The sequence below is a fragment of the Curtobacterium sp. 320 genome (assembly GCF_031455235.1).
Classification (GTDB): Bacteria; Actinomycetota; Actinomycetes; order Actinomycetales; family Microbacteriaceae; genus Curtobacterium.
In genome coordinates this window covers 67,819-88,126 of record NZ_JAVDSI010000010.1, presented here as the reverse complement: position 1 = coordinate 88,126, position 20,308 = coordinate 67,819, and the positions used below count along the sequence as shown (strand labels likewise).

The window sequence follows — 20,308 nt, the reverse complement described above, 5'->3', positions numbered from 1 at the left end:
TCCCTTGTCGAGCATGGAACATATCAGGTGGTCGGTACCGACCGTGACGCGCTACACGTCGAAGTCACCACCGAAGTCGCTGAAGCCACCGCCGAAGTCGGATCCGCTGTCGCCCCAGCCCGCACTCTCGAACCCGCCGCCGTCGGACGCGCCGCTGTCGGACGCGCCTCCGTCACCGGAGTCGGCACCAGTGTCCTCCGAACCACCGTCACCCGCAGCATCGGTACCGCCGTCGAACGATCCGGGGTCCGGCAGGAAGGCGCTCATGATGGCCGAACCGATCACGTAGCCGGCGACCGTCCCGAGGATCGAGGCGCCGATCATGCTGCCGAACGAGGGACCGGAGCGCTGCCCGGCACCGCCGAACATCCCGCCGCGACCGTTCCCGACACCGCCGAGCGAGCGCTCCATGAACCCGGGCTGCCGGATCTCGGAGCGCGTCGCGGCCTGGGCCAGGGAGCGCGGGTCGTCGCCGCGCGGGGCCTCGCCGGCCGGCGCGGACCGGGTGAACTCGTCGTAGACCATCCGGCGCTGCTCGTCCGTGAGCTTCGCGAAGGCCTCGGCGTGGACCTCCTCGATGCGCTCCGGCGGGGCCGTGCGGAGCAGGTAGCGGTAGCGCTCGACCGCACGCTCGTCGTCGGTCGACGCCTGCTGACCACCGGTCGGGTCGCCGCCGCCCCACTGCGGCGTACCGTACTGGCCGCCGGCCGCCGGCGCTCCCGTGGGCGCGGGCTGGTGGTAGGACTGCTGGCCGTAGCGGTACCCCTGCTGCTGCGGCTGCTGCGGCTGTCCCCACTGGTTCTGCTGCGCGGCGCCGTTCTGGTCGCGCTCCGGACGTCCGAGCAGGCGGTCGAGGAATCCCATGGTCGATGCTCCTTCGGGTGCGCCCCGCCGGCGGCGGAGCAGTGCGGCCCGCCGTGGAGCGGTGCCGTGGACTGCCACCCTAGGGAGCGCCGGCGACCACTGACTGAACGCCCGCACAGAGTCACCCGAGAGCCGGCGGTTCGTCACGCGCCCACCTGTGGGCCTGGAGGCGCGGGTCGGGCCCGCACCGCGCCTCCAGGCCCACAGGGGTGACGCTCAGACGGCGGCGAGCGCCGCCGTCCACACGGCGTGCAGTTCGTCCGCCGCACCCGGGTGCGCCACGAGGAACGGCTCGCCCGCCGGCGGGAACCCGTCGACGGGGCCCTCCCGGGTCAGCACGACGCCGCCGGCCTCGTGCACGAGCAGCACCGCAGCACCGTGGTCGATCGGGTCGAACGCCGACACGCACCCGCCGATCCCCCGCCCGGCCGCGACCTGCGCGATCGTCAGCGTCCCGGACCCCTGCACCCGCAGCGTGCACGAGCGGGCCGCGAGGGCGTCGAGGAACGCGCCGAACCCGGGCCACGGCCGGTGCCCGTCGAGCTCGGTCCCGACCACGGCTCCGGCGAGTGCCCGCGGGGCGTCGTCGAGGCGCAGCGTCCGGTCACGGAGGGTGGCTCCGCGGCCGCTCCGGGCCTCGAGCACCTCGCCGCGCCACGGATCGGCGACGACGCCGACGAGCGGACGACCGCCGCGGGTGAGACAGAGCGACATCGAGGTCCACGGCACCCCGTTCGCGAGGTTCGTCGTCCCGTCGACCGGGTCGAGGTACCAGCGGTGCCGGTCGCCGGGTGCCGCGCCGTACTCCTCGCCGGTGAAGCCGTGGGTCGGGAACACCGTCCGGACCCGGGAACGGACGTGCTGTTCGACGAGCCGGTCGACGTCGGTGACGAGGTCGGCCGGGTGCGCCTTCGTGGTGACCTCGCCGACGGGGTGCTCGCGGGTGAAGGCGATCACCTCGTGGGCGATCCGGTACGCCAGTGCTTCGGCGCGTGAGGCCACCTCGGTCTCGGTCGGATCGCGGTCGCGCTCGGGCCAGCCGTCCCGTTCCGCCGCTGCGAGTGCCGCTCGGACCGCGGCGACGTCGTTCGTGGTGATCGAGTCGACGCCGGACATGGCGGCCCAGACCGCCGGCTCGGGGCCGTCCACGGTCCACACCGACACGAGGAGGCCGAGGTCGTGCGCGGCCCGGACGGTGCGCGGGGTGAGGAACGCGACGTCGAGGTTCAGCGTCGAGGGCGCGAGCGGCGCCAGGTCCGCCGGGGTCGGCGCCTCGAGCGACTCCCACGCGAGCCAGACGTCGGCGTCCGGGAGGACCTCGCGGACCGCCGCCATCGCGTCGGGCGCGCCGCACCACGCGACGCCGGTGCTCCCCCGGTGCGCCGCGACGGTCCGCGCGGCGACGAGGGCGTCCTCCGGGTCGGTCAGGTCGACGAGCAGCGAGGTCCGGCAGCCGTCGAGCCGTTCGAGTGCGGCGTCGAGTCGTGGGATCCGGTCGAGGCCGTTCCCGAGCCGGGCGACGTCGCACCAGTCCACCTCTGACACGCGTCGGGCATCGCCCCACATCCGGCCGAGGGTCTCGTCGTGGAGCAGCACGGCGACGCCGTCGGCGGTGCGGCGGACGTCGACCTCGATGGTGTCGGCGCCGAGGGCCTCGGCGACGGCGATGGCCGGCAGGGTGTTCTCGCGCCGGACGCGCGGCGCACCCCGGTGGGCGACGAGGCGGGGCCGACGTACGACGCGCCCGGCGCCGGGGATCGTGCCGGTACCCGCGGCGGCCGGCGCGACCGTGGCCATCGGGCCGCTCTCGGTCGCGGGTGCGTCCGCGGTCGCGGGTGCGTCCGCGGTCATCGGGCTGCCTCCACCAGGACGCCGTCGCGGTACACGAGCACGTCACCGATCCGGACACCGGTCTCAGTGCCGACCGCCGGCGCGACACCGGTCACGAACGCCCGGAGCTCGGCACCGTCGGCGGCGAGCACCACCTCGGCGAAGTGGCCGCGCATGAGCACGCGCACCACCGTCGCGCGGACCGGTGACCCGTCGGTGAGCGTGACCTGCTCCGGCCGGACGAGCACGGCGTCGTCGGCCCTGGGCACCACCGACGTCGCGGCTAGGAACCGTCCGGCGACGACGCTCGTCGACCCGATGAACGACGCGACGAAGCCGGTGGCCGGACGTGCGTACAGCTCGGCGGGCGCGGCGATCTGCTCGATCCGTCCGTCGTGCATGACCGCGATCCGGTCCGAGACGCTGAGGGCCTCGTCCTGGTCGTGCGTCACGATCACGGTCGTGATGCCGAGGCGCTGCTGGATGCGTCGGATCTCGTCGCGGACGCTCACCCGGAGCTTTGCGTCGAGGTTGGAGAGCGGCTCGTCGAGCAGCAGGACGTCCGGCTCCTGCACGATCGCTCGGGCGAGGGCGACGCGCTGCTGCTCGCCGCCGGAGATCGCCGTCGGCTTCGATCCGGCGTGGTGCGTGAGCCCGACGAGCTCGAGCGCCTCGCGGACCCGCTCCGTGGCCTGCTGTCTCGGCACGCGTCGGGTGCGCAGCGGGAACGCGACGTTCTGCGTCACGGTCATGTGCGGCCAGAGTGCGTAGTTCTGGAAGACCATCGCGCTCGGCCGCCGCTCCGGGCCGAGCGTCGTCACGTCGCGGTCCCCCATCGTGACCACGCCCCCGTCGACGGGCAGGAACCCGGCGACCATGCGGAGGGTCGTCGTCTTGCCGCAGCCGGACGGGCCGAGCAGCGAGACGAGCTCGCCCTTCGCCACATCGAGGTCGATGCCGGCGACGACGTCGCGGCCGCCGAGCGTCTTGCGGAGTCCACGGACGGTCAGTCCGCCGTCGGGCGTCGCGTCCGGACGCACGGCCGGGTCGGTGCGTGCCGGGAGGCGCGGTTCGCGTTCCGCGAGGATCGTTGCGTCCGTCATCGGGTCGCCTTTCGAGCTGGGATCGGTCCGGGACGGACGCGCGGTCGGGCCGGGACCGGTCGGTCTGGTCGGTCGGGTGGATCGGGTCGGTCGGTCCGGGCGGGTCATCGGATCTGGAACCCGTCCGCGAGTCGGCCGCCCATGATGTGCTTCCGCGCGAGCGTCATGAGGACGACCGAGGGGATGCTCAGCGCGATCGCGAACACCGCCGAGACCTGGCGTGGGGAGTTCAGCACGAGCGAGTACATCGCGGTGGGCATCGTCATGTAGGTCGGGGCTCCGACGAGGTAGGTGCCCTGCGCCTCGTCGAACGAGGCGAGGAAGCTCATCACCACGGCGACGAGGATGCCCGGCCACGCGATCGGGAACGTGACGCTCCAGAACGTCCGCCAGCGGCTCGCACCCGCGTCGCGCGCCGCTTCCTCGAGGGAACGCGGTACGGCGGAGAACGCCGCCGCCGGGAGCCAGGTCATGAACACGACGCAGCCGAGGACGTGCACGATGAGTATCCCGGTGACCGTGTTCATGAGGTTCAGCGCGGTGAACATCGCGGACATCGTCACGAAGAGCCCCATCTTGGGGAAGGCGTTCGTCGCGAAGAGGCCGACGAGCACGAGCCGCCGCCCGGGGAACTCGATGCGGCTGATCGCCCACGCCGCCGGCAGGCAGATGACCGCGGCGATCGCGACCGTGAGCGGGGCGAGCACGAGGGAGTTCTGGACGGCGACACCGAGGTTCGGGTCGTCGAACACCCGCCCCCACCACTCGAGGGTCCACCCATCCGGCAACAGGTTCGGGTAGGTCCACGTCGTCGCGAACGCCCGGACGGCGAGCCAGAGCAGTGGACCGGCGATGAACACGGCGAGGACGACGGCGGCGGCCCATACGAGAGCGGTGCCGGTGAGACGACGGATCACGACCGACCCTTCTGCTTCTCGAGCTCGCTCGCGTTCGACCGGACGGTGGAGCGGAGGTAGAACACGCTGGCGGCGGCGGCGAAGGCGAAGACGACGAAGGCCATCGCGGTCGACTGCTGCGGACGGTTGTACGCCTGGAAGTACTTCGAGATGTCGACGCCGAGCATCGTCGGCGCGTTCGGTCCGGTGAAGTACGGCACCGTGAAGGCCCCGAGCACCCCGATCACGGTGAACGTCGTGGCGATGACGAGGGGCGTCCTCGCCATCGGCAGGAGCACCTGCCAGACCACACGCCACGTGCTCGCACCGGCGTCCCGGGCGGCCTCGATGAGCGCGTCCGGGGTGCCCTGCAGCGCGCCGGCGACCATGAGGACCGCGAACGGCAGGCTCGTCCACACGCTGCCGAACACGACGGCGACCAAGGTGTACCCCCAGACGGGGACGTCCACGCCGAACTGGGCGCCGAGGCTGCGGAGGAAGCCCTGGGCGTCGGTGAACGTCAGGATCGACCAGCTCGCGATGACGACGGGCACGAAGATCGGGACGACGGCGAGCACGCTGAGTGTCTTGCCGAGGAACCCGCCGCGGAGCCGCAGGATCACGGCGACGACCACGGCGAGTGACACGGTCACCCCGGTGGAGAGCGCCGTGACGCCGAGCGTCGCCGCGAGGTCCCGGAGGAACGTGGGATTGCCCAGCAGCGTGCCGTAGACCGCGAGCGAGAACCCGTGCACCGTGTCGCCGCCGATGTCCGCGAGCGCCTGGTTCAGGCCGCCGGTGAAGCCGAGGCTGAACAGCGCGGCATTGACGACCGGGACGCCGACGAACAGCACGACGACGAGGACCGGGGCGGCGACGAGTGCGAGGCCCTGCCGCCGCCGACGGCGGTCCAGGCGTTCCTGGGTGGTGGGCCGATGCGCGGTGTCCGGCGTGCCGTGGCCGCGGGACGGGGCGGCCGGGAGGCCCGGGGCGGAGTCGCCGCGGGCCTCCCGGTCGACCGCCGGGCCGTGCTGGACGGTGTCCGTCACTGCGGGACCTTCGCGTCCCACGCCGCGTTCATGTCGGCGGCGAAGTCGCTCTGGAAGCCGAGGCGGAGGTTCGAGGGGTCCGCGTCGGCGAACTGCTCGGAGACCGACTTCGGCAGCGAGTCGAGCGGGACGACCGGGTACCCGGAGACGGCGCTCGCGACGAGCTGCTGTCCCTTCGAGCTGAGGACGAAGTCGGCCAGCTCCTCGGCGGCGCGCTTCTTGGCGGCGGGCTCGGTCTTCGGGATGCCGAGGAAGCTCGCGCTGCCGGTGAACGAGGGGTCGGCGATCTGGACGGCCTTGACGGTCTTCGGGATCACGCCGGTCTTCTGCGAGGTGATGAACTGGTCGCTCCAGACGGGCGCCATCGAGATCTGCCCGCTGCCGAGCAGCTGCACGACCTGGTCGTTCCCGTTCGGGTACACGCCCTTCTGGTACGTGGAGGGCCCGAGGTCCTTCAGGGTCCGGAAGCCCTCGTCCCACTTCGACTCGAGCGACTTGTCGTACGTGGTCTGCATCGTCTTCTGCTCGGACGCGGTCAGGTACTTCGCGAGGACGGTCGCGACGAACGAGCCGCCCGAGCCGCCGGACGACGGTGAGTTGTACGCGAACTGCCCGGGGTTGTCCCGGATCCAGGAGAGCAGGTCGTCGAGGGTCTTCGGCGGGTCGGAGACCTTGTTCGAGTCGTAGGCGAGCAGGACGCTGGAAGCACGGTACGGGATCGCGCTCGTGCCGCCCTGCTGCTTCGTCGCCTCGGGGACGTCCTTGAGGTTCGGGATGCTGCTGTCGCTGACCTTCGTGAGGAGTCCGGCCTTGCCGGCGGTCGAGACGAACCCGGCGTCGACGAGGTCGTACGCGACGTCCTTGCCCGCCTTGACCGCGGTGGCGAGGTTCGCCTGGGTCTGCGCGTCGTGCTCGCCGTGCAGGTCGATGCTCGTGCGCACGGAGATCGTGGGGTGCTGCTCCTCGAAGGCGGGGATGAGTGACTTCTCCCAGAGGTCCTGGACGTTGGTGTCGCCGCTGATGAACACGGTGAGGGCGGTCGTGCCGCTGCTGGAGTCGGCGGCGTTCGAAGCGTTGGCGCTCTGCACGCAGCCGGACAGTGCGACGGTCGCGACGGCGGCGATCGCGAGGCCGGCGAGGGCTCGGGTCTTCACGGCGGTGGTCTCCCTGGGGTGTGGGGTGCGGGGTGTGGGGTGTGGGGTGGCTTGCGGAGTGAGTGCGAGTGTTTGCGGGAACGTTCCCGCATGTGCGACCAGTGTGACGCCGCGGGGTGAACGGCGGGTGCCGTTGGGATCGCCCGCGGATGAACTCCGCGCGGCGCGCACGGTGCCGACTCCACCGACCCGTGCGAGGTTGCCCACCCCGTGTCCGCCTATAACCTCGCACCGAGTGGTCACGTCCAACTCGACTGAATCGCCCCGCACGGTGCCGCGGCGACACCCGCAGCCGACGACCTCGCACGGAGCGACCACGCCGCACTCAGACGTCGGCCGGCGCACCGTGCGGGTTCCCCCTCGGTCCCACGAACCCACACGGTGCGAGCTCGATCAGCGTCAGCGCGACATCCGCACGCCCGCTCTGCGGAGCTTCGCGCGCAGGACCCACTCGTTCTGCAGGTCGGACCAAGTCAGCCTGAGCACGAAGCGAACCTCGGGGAACGACCGGAGCCGGTCCTCCCGGATCTTCTCGGCGACCAGCGCCTGCGCGGGGGTCCGTCCACGGAGGTACTCGCTCTTCTCGTACTTCACCGCCCCGTCGAACTCGATCACGACACCGGCGTCGGGGAACCAGAAGTCCACGACGATGTCCGGCTCTCCCGCCGCACGGAAGCGGTGTTGGAGCACGGGCGCGGGCGTCCCGAACTGGTCGAACCGCGCGCGAGCGAACGACTCCCCCGGAGAGTCCGACGCGCCGTCCGCGAACTCGATCGCGCGCAGGGCACGCCGCCGTCCCTTCTGCCCTCGTCGCTTGGCCGCCGACCGCACCGATCCGCGGTCGACCCCGCGCCGGAGGACGGCGTCGAGCGCGACGACCGCATCGGCGAACGGGAGGGTGAGCGCGAGGTCGGTCGCCAGCCGGTCGAGGGCACAGAGCAGCAGTCCGTCGGGAGTCGCGACGACGGTCCGGTTCCGCTCGGGGTCGAGGTCCGCGTGCACCACGAACGTCGCGTTCGTGGTGCGGCGGTCAGCCCCGCGGGAGGTCACGTGGATCCTCACCGGCGGGGGCGTGAGGAGCGGCACGCCGAACACGACCGCCGCCGACACGTGCGACACCAGGTCGCCGGGCCGGACCCGGTCGGCGAACGCGCGCACCCGCACGTGGTGGCGGCCGGTGGCGTTCAATCCGGCCCACGCCGACGTCTCCGCGTAGAGGCCGCGTGCGACGCGGGTGAGTTCTCCTGCGGCGGCTCGGCGACGGATGACCTCGGACTCATCGGGGCGTCGTGCGGAGGTTCGGTAGGTGATGACTTCGGGAGCCGGTGCGAGTTTCAGATCGATCGTCATGCGCCGATGCTCGACAGTCGCATCCCCGAGCCGGACCCCGTCGATGACAACTGTGGATGGTCTTTCCTGCCTCGACGATGTGGACGAGCAGCCCCGGGCGCGAGACTGCGAGAATGATGGGGTGAACACACGCACCTGGGGTTGGCTCGCAGCCGTCGTCGACGTCGTCCTCATCGTCGTCTTCGCGCTCGTCGGTCGGTCGTCCCACGGCGAGGGCAGCACGGCTCTGGGGGTATGGACGACCGCGTACCCGTTCCTCGCGGGGTGGGCGATCGCCTACGTCACGAGCGGTGCGTGGTCTCGTCCGCTCCGGTTCTGGCCGACCGGCGTCGTCGCCTGGATCCTCACGGTTTTCGTCGGCATGGCGATCCGTGTCGCGACCGGCCAGGGCGACGTGGACGGCAACCCCCTGCCGATCTCCTTCGTCATCGTCGCCACGATCGTCCTCGGACTGTTCCTGGTCGGCTGGCGTGCGATCGCTCAGGGCGCCATCCGTCTCGTCCACCGACGCACACGCGCCGAAGGCAGGCCCGCAGGCCGCGGCGGTGACACCGCAGACGGCAACGGGCCGCAGGAAGCCGCAGCGTCCGACGCGTGAACGGCACCCGCGTGTCTCAGCCGACCATCCTCGACGTCGCCGCCCGCGCCGGCGTCTCGAAGTCAGCCGTGAGCCGCGTGCTCTCGGGCACCGGTCGGTTCTCCGACGAGACGCGGGAACGGGTGGAACGAGCTGCCGCCGAACTCGGCTACGTGGCGAACGCGATGGCTCGGGGACTCGTGAGCGGCCGAACGCACACCATCGGCATGCTCGTGCGAGATGCCTCGTCGATGGTCTACACCGCGCTGCACGCTGTCATGGAGCGTCGCGCGTCGGAACTCGGGTACCGCGTCGTCACCACGACCGGCGTTGGTCGTGTCGAGGACGAGAAGTCCGCGCTCGCGGCGCTCGTCTCGATGCGGGTCGACGGACTCGTGGTCTGCAGCGGCCTCATGCCAGCGGCGGACATCGCCGAGTTCGCACCGCGCATCGCAACCGTCGTCGCCGGACGTCCGGAACTGCACCCGGCTCTCTCCAGCGTCTACTGCGACGAGACCGACGGCGGAGCGACCATCGCCGACACTGTCGCGAACGCCGGCCACACCACGGTCGTCGTCCTGACAGTCCCCCTCGACAACGCGATCACCCAGCACGCGCGCTCGAGCGCGATGGTCGAGCGACTCCGCTCCCGTGGAGTGCGCGTGATCGACATCGACGCGAGCTTCGTCCGCACGGCCGACGCCCTCGCCGCCGACGTCGTCGACGCCGTGGCCGAGTCCGGGGCATCGGCGGTGATGTGCCCCACCGACCGGCTCATGCTCGACGTGTGCGACGCTCTCTCCAAGCGGGGCGTGCGAGTCCCGGCGGACGTGTCGGTCACCGGCTTCGACGGGGTGTACCCGCTCGCGAACGACTGGATCGGGTTCACGACGCTCGAGCAGCCGATCGAACGGATCGGCCGGGAGGCGATCGACCTCGTCATCGGCCGCATCGACGATCCCGCTCGGCCCGTCGAGCACCGATCGTTACGCGGCACCGTCATCCCCGGGCGCACGCTGCTCCGACGCTGACCGCCGGACTCAGCACCGTGCGAGGGTGGTCGTCCGGTGGCCTGTTCATCCGGCGCGCACGGTGCGCGGTCGATCAGCTGGTGCGGCCTGCGGCGGCCGGTGCGAGGCTGGCGCAAGGGACACCGTGCGAGGTTGATCGGGCCGTGCGCCGGCCGCGGCTCGGTGCGGTGAAACAGCGACGCACGGAGTGGTCAGGCTCGCACGGCAAGGCGAGCACCGCACCCGACCGCACGCAGCCCGACCCGGCCCGCCTCGACCGCACACCGGTCAGAACAGCCCGGCGCGTGGTGCCTCCGGCCCGTCGAACCCGCGGAACATGTCCGACACCAGGGCCTCGATCTGCGGCTCGACGAGTCGTTCGACCGCCTCGGCGATCCGCGGTCGGTGGTCGATGAGCGCCAGGCAGACCGCCGTGCCGGTGGAACGGGCGCACTCGTCGGAGAGGGCGATCTCGTGACGGAGCGCCGACTTCGCCTCGTCCGACAGGGGTTCGCGCGGCGCCTGCTCGTGCGCGCCCGTGCCGGTCAGCTCGCCGAGGGTGAAGAGGAACGGCTCCCCCGGTGACGGCTCCGGGTCGACGTCGAGGCCCTGGAACTCCGGCTGCAGGCCCTCGGTCGGCTGGTACCCGGCGTGACGCTTGCGTGCCGCGGCCCGCTCGAGTTCGCGCTGCAGCAGGGGCAGGTTCTTGGCGGTGTAGTCGTCGACGGCGTCCTCGATGATCGTCGAGATGCGGCCGATCAACGCGTGCTGGACGGCGTGCGGCACGTCCGGTCCGAAGCCCGCGGCGGTGGCGATCGGTGAGCCGGTGCACTTGCGGCAGATGCGTGTCCGGGGCCGGGCGGTGCCGATCTGCCACCGGGGCAGCCAGCGCAGCCAGACCTCGACAGCGCTGCGCACGCGTCCGTCGATGCCGTCCATGCTACAAGCGTAGGCCTGGAGGCGCGGATCACCCCCGGCATCCCGCGGAAGTCGACGAAACGGCCGGGTCGTCAGTCCTTCGGCTCGGTCACGAAGTCGATGAGCTCCTCGACACGACCGAGCAACTGCGGCTCGAGGTCGGCGAAGGTGCGCACCTGCCCGAGGATCCGCTGCCAGGCCCGGGCGATGTCGGCCTGCTCGGCGGAGGGCCATCCGAGCGCCTGGCAGATGCCCTTCTTCCACTCGATCGAGCGCGGGATCGTCGGCCACGCCTGGAGTCCGACGCGGGCGGGCTTCACCGACTGCCAGACGTCGACGAACGGGTGCCCGACGACGAGCACGTGCGCGCCCCACTTCCCCCGCATCACGGCGTCGGCGAAGCGGGACTCCTTCGACCCCGGCACGAGGTGGTCCACGAGCACGCCGACACGACGGTCGCGCGACGGCCGGAAGTCGTCGAGCACGTCGGCCAGGTTGTCGACGCCGGAGAGCTCCTCGACGACGACGCCCTCGACCCGGAGGTCGGCTCCCCAGACCTTCTCGACGAGTTCGGCGTCGTGCTTGCCCTCCACCATGATCCGGGAGGGCAGTGCCACCCGGGCGCGCTGCGACTCCACGGCGAACGATCCGGACGCGGTGCGGAGGCGACCACCGTCGGACGCGTGCCGGACCGCCGGGGCCGAGCCGCGCCTCCCGGGACCCGCGCCGTCCGCCGGACCGGCACCCGCACCGCCAGCCGGAGCGCGCCGCCCCACCGGCGCCTGCGGGCGGCCCAGCGTGACGAGCTCGCCCTCGAGCAGGAACTGCCCGCTGAAGGGGAACGACCGGGTGCGTCCCTTCCAGTCCTCGAGCTCCACGTTGCCGGCCTCGAGCCGCACCACGGCGCCGGCCCAGCCGGTCGTCGGGTCCTCGAGGACCATGTCCCGCTCGAGCGGCACCTGCCGCACCTTCTGCACCCCGCGCGAGCGCCAGTCGCCCGAGAGCACGTCACTGCCGTACCGGTCGTCGTCCACCCGTACGAGGGTACTGTCGTCCCGGGCCCGGACGACGTCGACCGGCCGCACACCCCACCATCTCGACGGAAGGCACACCCTTGCGCGCTGCGATCATCCACGCCCCGAACGACATCCGTGTCGAGGACCGCGACCAGCCCGACCTCATCACGCCGAAGGACGTCGTGGTCAAGGTCGTCGCGGCGTGCGTGTGCGGGTCGGACCTCTGGCCGTACCGGGGCGTCACGCCGACGAAGCAGCCGCGTCCGATCGGCCACGAGCTCGTCGGCGAGGTCGTGGCGGTGGGCGACGCCGTCACGGACCTGCACGTCGGCGACTTCGTCATCTCCCCCTTCACCATGAACGACGGCACGTGCCAGGCCTGCCGCCACGGCATGACGACCGGCTGCGACCACCTGTCCGGCTTCGGCGGGAAGGACGCGTACGGCCACCCGGTCGGCGGCGCCCAGGCCGAGTACGTCCGCATCCCGGACGCCTCCGCGACGCTCGTCGCGGTGCCGGGCCCGGTCGACCCGGCGCTCGTCCCCTCGCTCCTCACCCTGTCGGACGTCTTCTCCACCGGGCACCACGCCGCGGTGTCGGCAGCCGTGGGCCCGGGCAAGACGGTCGTCGTGGTGGGCGACGGCGCGGTCGGGCTGTCCGCCGTCCTCGCGTCGAAGCGGCTCGGTGCCGAGCGGATCATCGCGATGAGCCGGCACGCCGACCGACAGGCGCTCGCGCGCGAGTTCGGCGCGACGGACGTCGTCGAGGCGCGTGGCGAGGAGGGCGTCGCGGCGATCCGCGAGTTGCTCGGCGGCGACCTGGCCGACTGCGCGGTCGAGGCCGTCGGCACCGAGGAGAGCATGGACCAGGCACTGCACTCGGTCCGCCCGGGTGGCAACCTCGGCTTCGTCGGGGTCCCGCACGGGGTGCCGACGATCGGCACGCGGTACCTCTTCGACACGAACATCACCGTCGCGGGTGGCATGGCCCCGGCGCGCAAGTACATCCCCGAGCTGCTGCCGGACGTGCTCTCGGGTGCGATCGAGCCGGGCCGTGTCTTCGACCTCGAGCTCCCGCTCGACGAGGCGGCGGAGGCGTACCGCGCGATGGACGAGCGTCGCGCGATCAAGGTGCTCCTGCGCCCGTAGTGCCCGTCCGCGACGTCGACGTTCCGCTCCACGCGTTTCGCGGAGCGGAACGCGTGTTTCGAATCGGTAAACAAACCTTTCAGTAAAGAAGGTTGTCCGTTACAGTCCTCGACATGACCACTCGAGGACGCACCCCCGGCCAGCCCGGCCTCCTGCGAGTCCTCAACGACCGGGCCGCGCTCGAGCTCCTGCTCGACGACGGGCCGCTCACCCGCAACGAGATCGCCCAGCGCACCGGCCTCAGCAAACCGACCGCGGCCGAGATCATCCGGCGGCTCGAGGCGGCGGACCTCATCCGCGAAGCCGGCACCGCATCGCAGGCCGGTCGCCGGGGCCCGAGCGCGGTGGTCTACGAAGCGATCACCGACCGCGACCTCGGCGTGGCGGTCGACGTCCAGCTCGTCGACGTCCGGAGCACCGTGGTGGACGCCGCGGGCCGGACCTTCCCGGTCGCGACCCACACGATGTCCCCGGCCGAGATGCGCGCGCCCGGTGCCGACATCGTCGCCGCCGCGATCTCCCGGGCCGCGGCGGCCGCGGGCGTCGACCCGGACCTCGTCACCGCGGTCGGCGTCGGGGTCCAGGCGAGTGTCGACCACGCGACCGACACCCTCATCTTCACCGACGGCCTGCCCGGCTGGCCCCGTGACCGGGTCGCCGCGACGCTCTCCGCCGCACTCGGGGTCCGCGTCGTCATCGAGAACGACGCCAACCTCGCGGCGATCGCCGAACGGAACATGGGCGCCGGACGGACCCCCGGGTCGTTCGCCCTGTTCTGGATGGCCGAGGGCCTCGGCATGGCGCTCGACCTCGGCGGCCACCTGCACACCGGCGCGTCCGGTGCCGCCGGCGAGATCGGCTACCTCGGCGTGCCCGCAGACGCACGCTCCATCGACCCGACGGCCACGATCGTCGCGGACCTCATCTCCGAGTCCGCGATCATCGCACTCGCCGCCGAACACGGGATCACGGCACCGGACGGCACCGCTGCCGACTGGCGCCAGGTGCTCCCGCAGCTGCCCGGGCTCCCCGAGCAGCACCCGTTCACCACCGCCCTCGGCGAGCGTGTCGGGCACAACGTGCTCCCCGCCCTCGCCGTCGCCGATCCCGAGACGGTCGTGCTGCACGGCCCGACCGGGATCGCGGGCGGACCCGCCCTGGCCGCCGCCGTGACCGCCTGGCTCCGGACCCGCACGCGCTGGTCCACCGCCGTCGTGGCCCCCGGCGTCCCCGACACCCCCGTCCTGCACGGTGCGCGGCACGTCCTCATCGACGTCGTCCGCACCGCGCTCGCGGACCGGCTCGAACGCATCAGTGACGATGTGCCCGCACCGGACCCGGCCGAGCGCCCCTGACCAGCACCACCCCACCCGCACCACTCGAGGCACCATCACCCGGCCCTGTCCCAGGGCTCTTCGGCGCGCCCGGAAACGACGTCGCACGCCCGGATCCGTCCGGCGTGCGGCACCGCGACCGCACCGCGTCGGAGCGAGACCAGAGAGCGAGTACCGCAGTGTCCCTCCCCCAACCGAACGTCCCGCACCGCCGGACGTTCCGCCGCATCGTCACCGCCACGGCCGTCGCCGCCGTGGGCGCCCTCGTCGTCGCGGGCTGCAGCTCCGGCAGCAGCGCCGACTCGATCGAGAAGAGCGCACCGAAGGACCTCAAGGGCACCGTGTCCCTGTGGCACTTCTTCACCGGGCGCGAAGCCGGCGTCGTGAAGAGCGCCGTCGCCGGCTTCGAGAAGGAGAACCCCGGCGTCACGGTCGACATCCACGCCGGCCAGGACGACGAGAAGCTGCAGAAGGCGATCTCGTCCGGCCAGAACATCGACGTGGGCCTGTCGTACTCGACCGCCATCGTGGGCAGCTTCTGCTCCTCGGGCGCCTTCCGCGACCTGTCGCCGTACATCAAGCGTGACAAGGTCGACCTGTCGGACATCCCGAAGGCCGTGCAGTCGTACACGCAGTACAAGGGCACGCGCTGCACCCTGCCGGCCCTCGCCGACGTCAGTGCGCTGATGTACAACAAGCCGCTGCTCGCGAAGGCGGGCATCACGACCCCGCCGAAGACGCTCGACGAGCTCAAGGCCGACGCCCTGAAGCTCACCACGTACAACGCCGACGGGTCGATCAAGCAGCTCGGCTTCAACCCGCTCATCGACTTCTACGAGAACTCCCCCGAGCACTGGGCCCCGATGGTCGACGGCTCGTGGCTCGACGCGAAGGGCAACAGCGTGATCGGCACGTCCGACGCCTGGAAGAAGCTCATCACCTGGCAGAAGGGCTTCGTCGACGAGATCGGCTACGACAAGCTCAAGGCCTTCACCTCGGGGCTCGGCCAGGAGTTCGCCGCCGACAACGCGTTCCAGACCGGTCAGGTCGCGATGCAGATCGACGGCGAGTACCGCACCGCCTTCATCAAGGACCAGAAGCCGGACCTCGACTACGGCACCGCACCGACCCCGGTGATGGACGGCCTCGGCAACTACGGATCGACCTACATCGCGGGCAACGTGGCGGGCATCGCGAAGGGGTCGAAGCACCCCGAACTGGCCTGGGCGCTGCTGAAGTACCTCTCCACGAACACCGACGCGCAGGTCACGATGGGCAACGGGCTCAAGAACATCCCGACGCTCACCTCGGCCCTCGAGTCACCGAAGCTCGAGGTCGACGAGAACTACAAGACCTTCGTCGACGTCGCGGGCGACAAGGACACGATGACCTCGCCGGGCACCGCGGACGGCGCCGCCTACATCGGCACCTTCACGAAGTTCTGGCAGGCGTACCAGCAGAACGGCGGCGACCTCGACGCGAAGCTCAAGAAGCTCGACTCGGACATCGACAACGCCAACCAGCTGGCTGGTCCGTGACCATGACCGACGTCACCACCCCTGAGACCGGCAGCCTGGAGGCGCGGCCCACCCGCGCCTCCCGGCCGCCGGTCAGCGCCGGGTCGCGTTCGACGGCCCCCGGGAGTCGGCCACGTCGGCGCCGCTCCGCCGAGTCCCGCCGTCGCCTGGTCGCGCTGACGATGCTCGCCCCGGCCCTGGCGGGCCTCGTGATCTTCTTCGCGTACCCGCTCGTCGCGTCGATCTTCTACTCGTTCACGCGCTACAACCAGCTGCAGGAACCCGAGTTCGTCGGGTTGCTGAACTACCGGTTCCTCTTCACCCAGGACCCGCAGATCGGCCCCGCGGTCGTGAACACGCTGTGGTTCGTGGTCATCCTCGTGCCGGTCCGGATCGTCTGCGGGCTGCTCGTGGCGGGACTGCTCAGCCGCGCGAAGACGGCGACCGGGTTCTGGCGGACGCTGTTCTACCTGCCCGCCCTGGTGCCTCCCGTCGCGAGCGTCGTCGCGTTCGTGTTCCTGTTCAACCCCGGCACCGGCCCCGTGAACCAGATCCTGCGGGTGTTCGGCATCGACGGCCCGCTGTGGTTCAACGACCCCGCGTGGTCGAAGCCCTCGCTCGTGATCATGGGCGTCTGGGTGATGGGCGACATCATGATCATCTTCCTGGCGTCGCTCCTCGACGTGCCGCGCGACCTGTACGAGGCCGCGTCGCTCGACGGGGCGAACGGCGTCCAGCAGGTGCGGCACATCACGCTGCCGACGATCGCTCCGGTCATCGGGTTCGCCGCCGTCACGGGGGTGATCGCGGCCCTGCAGTACTTCACCGAGGCCGCCGTCGCGTCGGGCGTCGCCAGCGGCAAGGCCACGATCGGCGGAGGCACCGCGGCGCAGCTCGGCTACCCGGGCACCTCGCTGCTCACCTACACCGAGCTGCTCTACCAGCACGGGTTCGCGAACTTCCAGTTCGGCTACGCGTCCGCGATGGCCGTGGTGCTGTTCGTGGTCACCGCCGTGGTGCTCGTCCTCACGATGCGCCGCATCTCCGTCTTCAGACCCGAGGAGTCCTGATGACCGCCGTGTCCCAGTCCCCGCTCGCCCGGGCTCCCCGCGGTGCGGCGTCCGGCTCCGCACGCGGTCCGCGCCGCAGCCTGCTGGTCTGGATCGCCGAGCACGCCGCACTCGTCGCGCTCGGCGTCCTGACCATCGCGCCGATCGTGTTCGTCATCCTGACGTCGCTGATGTCGAGCAACCAGGCACTCACCGCGTCGATCGTGCCGCGCCCGTTCGACTTCTCGAACTACGGCCGGGTCTTCACCGAACTGCCGCTCGTGCAGTGGTTCGGCAACTCGTCGATGTACGCCGTGCTCGCCACCGCGTTCATGCTCGTCAGCTCGGTCCCGGCGGCGTACGCGCTCGCCCAGATCAAGTTCCGTGGCGCGAACCTGATCTTCACCGTGATCATCGTCGCGATGCTCCTGCCCCCGCAGGTCACCGCGGTGCCGGTCTACGTGATGTGGTCCGAGCTGCACCTCACCGGCACGCTCTGGCCGCTCATCCTGCCGAACCTGCTCGGCGACGCGTTCAGCATCTTCCTGCTCCGTCAGTTCTTCATGACGATCCCGAAGGAGTACGGGGACGCCGCTCGCATGGACGGATGCAGCGAGTGGGGCGTGCTGTGGCGCGTGGTCGTCCCCATGGCCCGCCCGGGCATCGCGTCGGCGGCGATCTTCATGTTCTTCCACTCGTGGAACGACTACTACGGACCGCTCCTGTACGCCTCCGAGAACCAGGCCGCCTGGCCGGTGGCGTACGGGTTGGCCACGTTCCGCGGCCAACACGGCACCGACTGGTCGATGACGATGGCGATGACCGTCGTCGTCATGGTGCCTGTCGTCATCATCTTCTTCTTCGCACAGAAGGCATTCGTCGAGGGCATCGCGCTCACCGGCGTGAAGGGATAGCACCACAGTGAAACTCGCAGTCATCGGTGGCGGATCCACCTACACCCCCGAACTCGTGGACGGCTTCGCCCGGCTCCGTGACCAGCTGCCCATCGACGAGCTGTGGCTCGTCGACCCCGATCCCGTCCGGCGCGAACTCGTCGGCGGTGTCGCGAAGCGGATGTTCGCCCACGCCGGCCACCCGGGCACGATCCACGTCACGGACGACGTCGTCGCCGGGGTCTCGGACGCCGACGCCGTCATGTTCCAGCTCCGGATCGGCGGGCAGGCCGCCCGGCACCAGGACGAGACCTGGCCGCACGAGGCCTGCTGCATCGGGCAGGAGACCACCGGGCCCGGCGGGTTCGCGAAGGCGCTCCGCACCGTGCCGGTCGTGCTCGAGTACGCGTCGCTCGTCAAGCGGTACGCCAAGCCGGACGCGTGGATCGTCGACTTCACGAACCCGGTGGGCATCGTCACCCGAGCACTGCTCGAAGCGGGGCACCGGGCCGTCGGGCTCTGCAACGTGGCGATCGGGTTCCAGCGGCGCTTCGCGAAGGAGTTCGACGTCGCTCCGTCGGCCGTCCGGCTCGACCACGTCGGTCTGAACCACCTGACGTGGGAGCGCGGCGTCCACGTGTCGGACGGCTCCGGTGAGCGCGACGTCCTGTCCGACCTGCTCCGTGCCGACACCGGTGCCCTCGACCGGATGGCGGAGAGCGTGCACATGCCGGCCGACCTCATCCGGCTGCAGCACGCCGTGCCCTCGTACTACCTGCGCTACTTCTACAGCCATGACGTCGTGCTCGAGGAACAGCTGCACGCGCCCACCCGTGCCGAGGCCGTCATGGAGACCGAGCGGGCCCTGCTCGCGAAGTACGCGGACGAGTCCGTCGTGACGAAGCCCGCCGAGCTCGAGCAGCGGGGCGGCGCCTACTACTCCGAGGCGGCGATCGACGTGCTCTCCTCGATCCTCGGCGACCGCGGTGACGTGCAGGTCCTCAACGTGCGCAACGACGGCACGTTCCCGTTCCTCCCCGACGACCACGTGATCGAGGTCCCGGCCCGGGTCACCCGCGCGGCGATCACACCGTTGCCCGTCGCGCCGCTCGACGCCGACATGGTCGGACTCGTGTCGCACGTCGCCGGGTACGAACGCCTCGCCCTCGACGCCGCCGTGCACGGAGGCCGCGACCGCGTGCTCCGCGCGATGTGGGCGCACCCGCTCGTCGGGCAGGTCGACAAGGCCGAACGGCTCACCGACCTGCTCCTGGCCGCGAACGCGGAGCACCTGCCGTGGACGCGATCGGAGCAGCTGACGTGGGCGGGCTGAACGGAGCCGGAGCGTCCGGGGGCGGCGTCGGCACCGCCCGAGCGACCCGTCCGCCCGCTCCCGTCCCGCCGGCGCCGAGCGACGTCGTCCTGGCCGTCGACGGTGGCGGCAGCAAGACGGACGTCGTCGCGATCGCACTCGACGGTTCGATCGTCGGGCACGCACGGGGCCCCGGCTCGAACCCGCAGACCCGCGGGTGGGACGTCGCCGGGCCGATCCTCGACGACGTCCGGGCGCGGGTCGTCGGCGACCTCGGCGACCGTCGGATCCGGACGACGCACGTGTACCTGGCCGGGCTCGACCTGCACGACGAACTCGTCGCGGCAACCGAGGCGCTCACGCACTGGGAGGCCGACGGCGGCGCGCCGCACGTCCTCGACAACGACCTGTTCGCACTGCTGCGGGCGGGGACGCTGTCGCCGGACGCCGCCGCGGTCGTCTGCGGCACGGGAATCAACGCGCTCGCGGTCCGGGCCGACGGCACCACCGCACGGTTCCCTGCCATCGGGGACGTCTCGGGCGACTGGGGCGGCGGCGCGTACCTCGGCAACCGTGCGCTGTGGCACGCAGCCCGCGCCGACGACGGTCGCGGACCGGCGACGGCCCTGGTCACGGCCGTCCCGGCGGCACTGGGTCTCCGCAGCGTCCGCGAGGTGACCGAGGCCATCCACTTCGGCCGCCTCGACCAGCGGGTGTTCAACCGGCTGTGCCCGGTGCTGTTCGAGGTCGCCGGCACGGGTGACGCCGTGGCCGTCGGCGTCGTCGCGCGGCAGGCCGAGGAGATCGTCCTGCTCGCCGCGGTCGCGCTCGAGCGTCTCGGTCTGGGTGGCTCGGCTTCGAGCCCGGTGCCCGTGGTCCTCGGCGGCGGCGTGCTCGCGGCACGGGATCCCCTGCTCGTCGAGGGCGTCGTCGACGGCCTCGCTGCCCGGGTGCCCGGAGCGGTGCCGACCTGGGTGACCGATCCTCCCGTGCTCGGGGCGGGGTTGGCGGCGCTGGAGTCCGTCGGGGCCGACGACGCCGCGCTCGACCGCTACCGGCAGGCCGTGCGCTCCCGCGCCTTCGCGAGCACCACGGCGCTGATCCGCTGACGCGGCGCACGGTGCGCCGCGCGGCCGCACGCCGCGCCGCGCGCGCCTGCGCGGCCGCCGCGTCCGCGGCGCCCGCCGCGTCCGCCAAAGCGACAGTGCACCGCACAACGATCGCGGCACACTGTCGCTCCAGCGGCAGCACCATCGCGCGCACCCTGTGCGCTGTCGCTTCCGCGGCA

The 20,308-nt window shown here is 71.7% G+C and carries 18 protein-coding genes; 9 read left to right on the top strand and 9 right to left on the bottom strand.

Going from position 1 to position 20,308, the window contains the following annotated elements:
* Window positions 1–51: 51 nt before the first annotated feature.
* The 7 genes from J2X60_RS13985 to J2X60_RS13955 form a co-directional block, all read right to left on the bottom strand.
* Window positions 52–864, bottom strand: a complete 813-nt coding sequence (locus tag J2X60_RS13985; protein WP_083295011.1) for a hypothetical protein — start codon at window positions 862–864, stop codon at window positions 52–54.
* 216 nt (window positions 865–1,080) lie between these two features.
* Window positions 1,081–2,715, bottom strand: a complete 1,635-nt coding sequence (locus J2X60_RS13980; protein WP_309778956.1) for an inositol monophosphatase family protein — start codon at window positions 2,713–2,715, stop codon at window positions 1,081–1,083.
* On the bottom strand, window positions 2,712–3,797 hold the full coding sequence (locus J2X60_RS13975; RefSeq protein ID WP_309888292.1) for an ABC transporter ATP-binding protein: 1,086 nt from the start codon (window positions 3,795–3,797) through the stop codon (window positions 2,712–2,714). The genes J2X60_RS13980 and J2X60_RS13975 overlap by 4 nt, the downstream gene beginning before the upstream one ends.
* Window positions 3,798–3,901: 104 nt before the next feature.
* Entirely contained in the window at window positions 3,902–4,714 is an 813-nt protein-coding gene (locus J2X60_RS13970) for an ABC transporter permease subunit (RefSeq protein ID WP_309778954.1), read from the bottom strand.
* Window positions 4,711–5,742 (bottom strand): ABC transporter permease subunit, encoded by a 1,032-nt coding sequence (locus J2X60_RS13965; protein WP_309888290.1) that lies wholly within the window; start codon window positions 5,740–5,742, stop codon window positions 4,711–4,713. Before J2X60_RS13965 ends, J2X60_RS13970 begins: the two co-directional genes overlap by 4 nt.
* Entirely contained in the window at window positions 5,739–6,896 is a 1,158-nt protein-coding gene (locus J2X60_RS13960; protein WP_309778952.1) for an extracellular solute-binding protein, read from the bottom strand. The genes J2X60_RS13965 and J2X60_RS13960 overlap by 4 nt, the downstream gene beginning before the upstream one ends.
* A gap of 399 nt (window positions 6,897–7,295) precedes the next feature.
* On the bottom strand, window positions 7,296–8,246 hold the full coding sequence (locus J2X60_RS13955) for a hypothetical protein (protein ID WP_309778951.1): 951 nt from the start codon (window positions 8,244–8,246) through the stop codon (window positions 7,296–7,298).
* 121 nt (window positions 8,247–8,367) lie between these two features.
* Here J2X60_RS13955 and J2X60_RS13950 point away from each other — a divergent pair, with 121 nt between their 5' ends.
* Entirely contained in the window at window positions 8,368–8,844 is a 477-nt protein-coding gene (locus J2X60_RS13950) for a DUF3054 domain-containing protein (protein ID WP_309778950.1), read from the top strand.
* Window positions 8,845–8,855: 11 nt separating this feature from the next.
* Window positions 8,856–9,854 (top strand): LacI family DNA-binding transcriptional regulator, encoded by a 999-nt coding sequence (locus tag J2X60_RS13945; RefSeq protein WP_309888288.1) that lies wholly within the window; start codon window positions 8,856–8,858, stop codon window positions 9,852–9,854.
* A 267-nt stretch (window positions 9,855–10,121) separates the two neighbouring features.
* Here the strand turns inward: J2X60_RS13945 and J2X60_RS13940 are convergent, their stop codons facing one another.
* Together J2X60_RS13940 and J2X60_RS13935 are read right to left on the bottom strand one after the other, a co-directional pair.
* Entirely contained in the window at window positions 10,122–10,772 is a 651-nt protein-coding gene (locus J2X60_RS13940; RefSeq protein WP_070416650.1) for a spermidine/putrescine ABC transporter substrate-binding protein, read from the bottom strand.
* Window positions 10,773–10,843: 71 nt separating this feature from the next.
* A complete protein-coding gene (locus J2X60_RS13935) occupies window positions 10,844–11,785 on the bottom strand; it encodes a DUF3097 domain-containing protein (RefSeq protein WP_309888284.1) in 942 nt (313 codons plus the stop codon).
* 80 nt (window positions 11,786–11,865) lie between these two features.
* Between J2X60_RS13935 and J2X60_RS13930 the strand changes: the two genes are divergently transcribed.
* The 7 genes from J2X60_RS13930 (at window position 11,866) to J2X60_RS13900 (ending at window position 20,129) form a co-directional block, all read left to right on the top strand.
* A complete protein-coding gene (locus J2X60_RS13930; RefSeq protein WP_309888282.1) occupies window positions 11,866–12,915 on the top strand; it encodes a zinc-binding dehydrogenase in 1,050 nt (349 codons plus the stop codon).
* Between the two features lie 113 nt (window positions 12,916–13,028).
* Window positions 13,029–14,270 (top strand): ROK family transcriptional regulator, encoded by a 1,242-nt coding sequence (locus J2X60_RS13925; RefSeq protein WP_309888280.1) that lies wholly within the window; start codon window positions 13,029–13,031, stop codon window positions 14,268–14,270.
* Between the two features lie 158 nt (window positions 14,271–14,428).
* Window positions 14,429–15,787: an extracellular solute-binding protein gene (locus J2X60_RS13920; protein WP_092384142.1), complete on the top strand. Its 1,359-nt coding sequence runs from the start codon at window positions 14,429–14,431 to the stop codon at window positions 15,785–15,787.
* A gap of 2 nt (window positions 15,788–15,789) precedes the next feature.
* Complete coding sequence (locus tag J2X60_RS13915) at window positions 15,790–16,836, top strand: sugar ABC transporter permease (protein WP_309888325.1); 1,047 nt, start codon at window positions 15,790–15,792, stop codon at window positions 16,834–16,836.
* The gene (locus J2X60_RS13910; RefSeq protein WP_071295012.1) at window positions 16,836–17,729 is read left to right on the top strand and encodes a carbohydrate ABC transporter permease; all 894 of its coding nucleotides are present in this window, start codon (window positions 16,836–16,838) and stop codon (window positions 17,727–17,729) included. The genes J2X60_RS13915 and J2X60_RS13910 overlap by 1 nt, the downstream gene beginning before the upstream one ends.
* 7 nt (window positions 17,730–17,736) lie before the next feature.
* On the top strand, window positions 17,737–19,041 hold the full coding sequence (locus J2X60_RS13905) for a 6-phospho-beta-glucosidase (RefSeq protein ID WP_070416654.1): 1,305 nt from the start codon (window positions 17,737–17,739) through the stop codon (window positions 19,039–19,041).
* Entirely contained in the window at window positions 19,029–20,129 is a 1,101-nt protein-coding gene (locus tag J2X60_RS13900; protein ID WP_309888277.1) for a BadF/BadG/BcrA/BcrD ATPase family protein, read from the top strand. Before J2X60_RS13905 ends, J2X60_RS13900 begins: the two co-directional genes overlap by 13 nt.
* Window positions 20,130–20,308: the final 179 nt, after the last annotated feature.

What these genes read in the sequence shown, in the direction of transcription:
- J2X60_RS13985 (WP_083295011.1), bottom strand. Translation starts at nt 864, where the DNA reads ATGGGATTCCTCGACCGCCTGCTCGGACGTCCGGAGCGCGACCAGAAC.
- J2X60_RS13980 (WP_309778956.1), bottom strand. Translation starts at nt 2,715, where the DNA reads ATGACCGCGGACGCACCCGCGACCGCGGACGCACCCGCGACCGAGAGC.
- J2X60_RS13975 (WP_309888292.1), bottom strand. Translation starts at nt 3,797, where the DNA reads ATGACGGACGCAACGATCCTCGCGGAACGCGAACCGCGCCTCCCGGCA.
- J2X60_RS13955 (WP_309778951.1), bottom strand. Translation starts at nt 8,246, where the DNA reads ATGACGATCGATCTGAAACTCGCACCGGCTCCCGAAGTCATCACCTAC.
- J2X60_RS13940 (WP_070416650.1), bottom strand. Translation starts at nt 10,772, where the DNA reads ATGGACGGCATCGACGGACGCGTGCGCAGCGCTGTCGAGGTCTGGCTG.
- J2X60_RS13925 (WP_309888280.1), top strand. Translation starts at nt 13,029, where the DNA reads ATGACCACTCGAGGACGCACCCCCGGCCAGCCCGGCCTCCTGCGAGTC.
- J2X60_RS13915 (WP_309888325.1), top strand. Translation starts at nt 15,790, where the DNA reads ATGACCGACGTCACCACCCCTGAGACCGGCAGCCTGGAGGCGCGGCCC.
- J2X60_RS13910 (WP_071295012.1), top strand. Translation starts at nt 16,836, where the DNA reads ATGACCGCCGTGTCCCAGTCCCCGCTCGCCCGGGCTCCCCGCGGTGCG.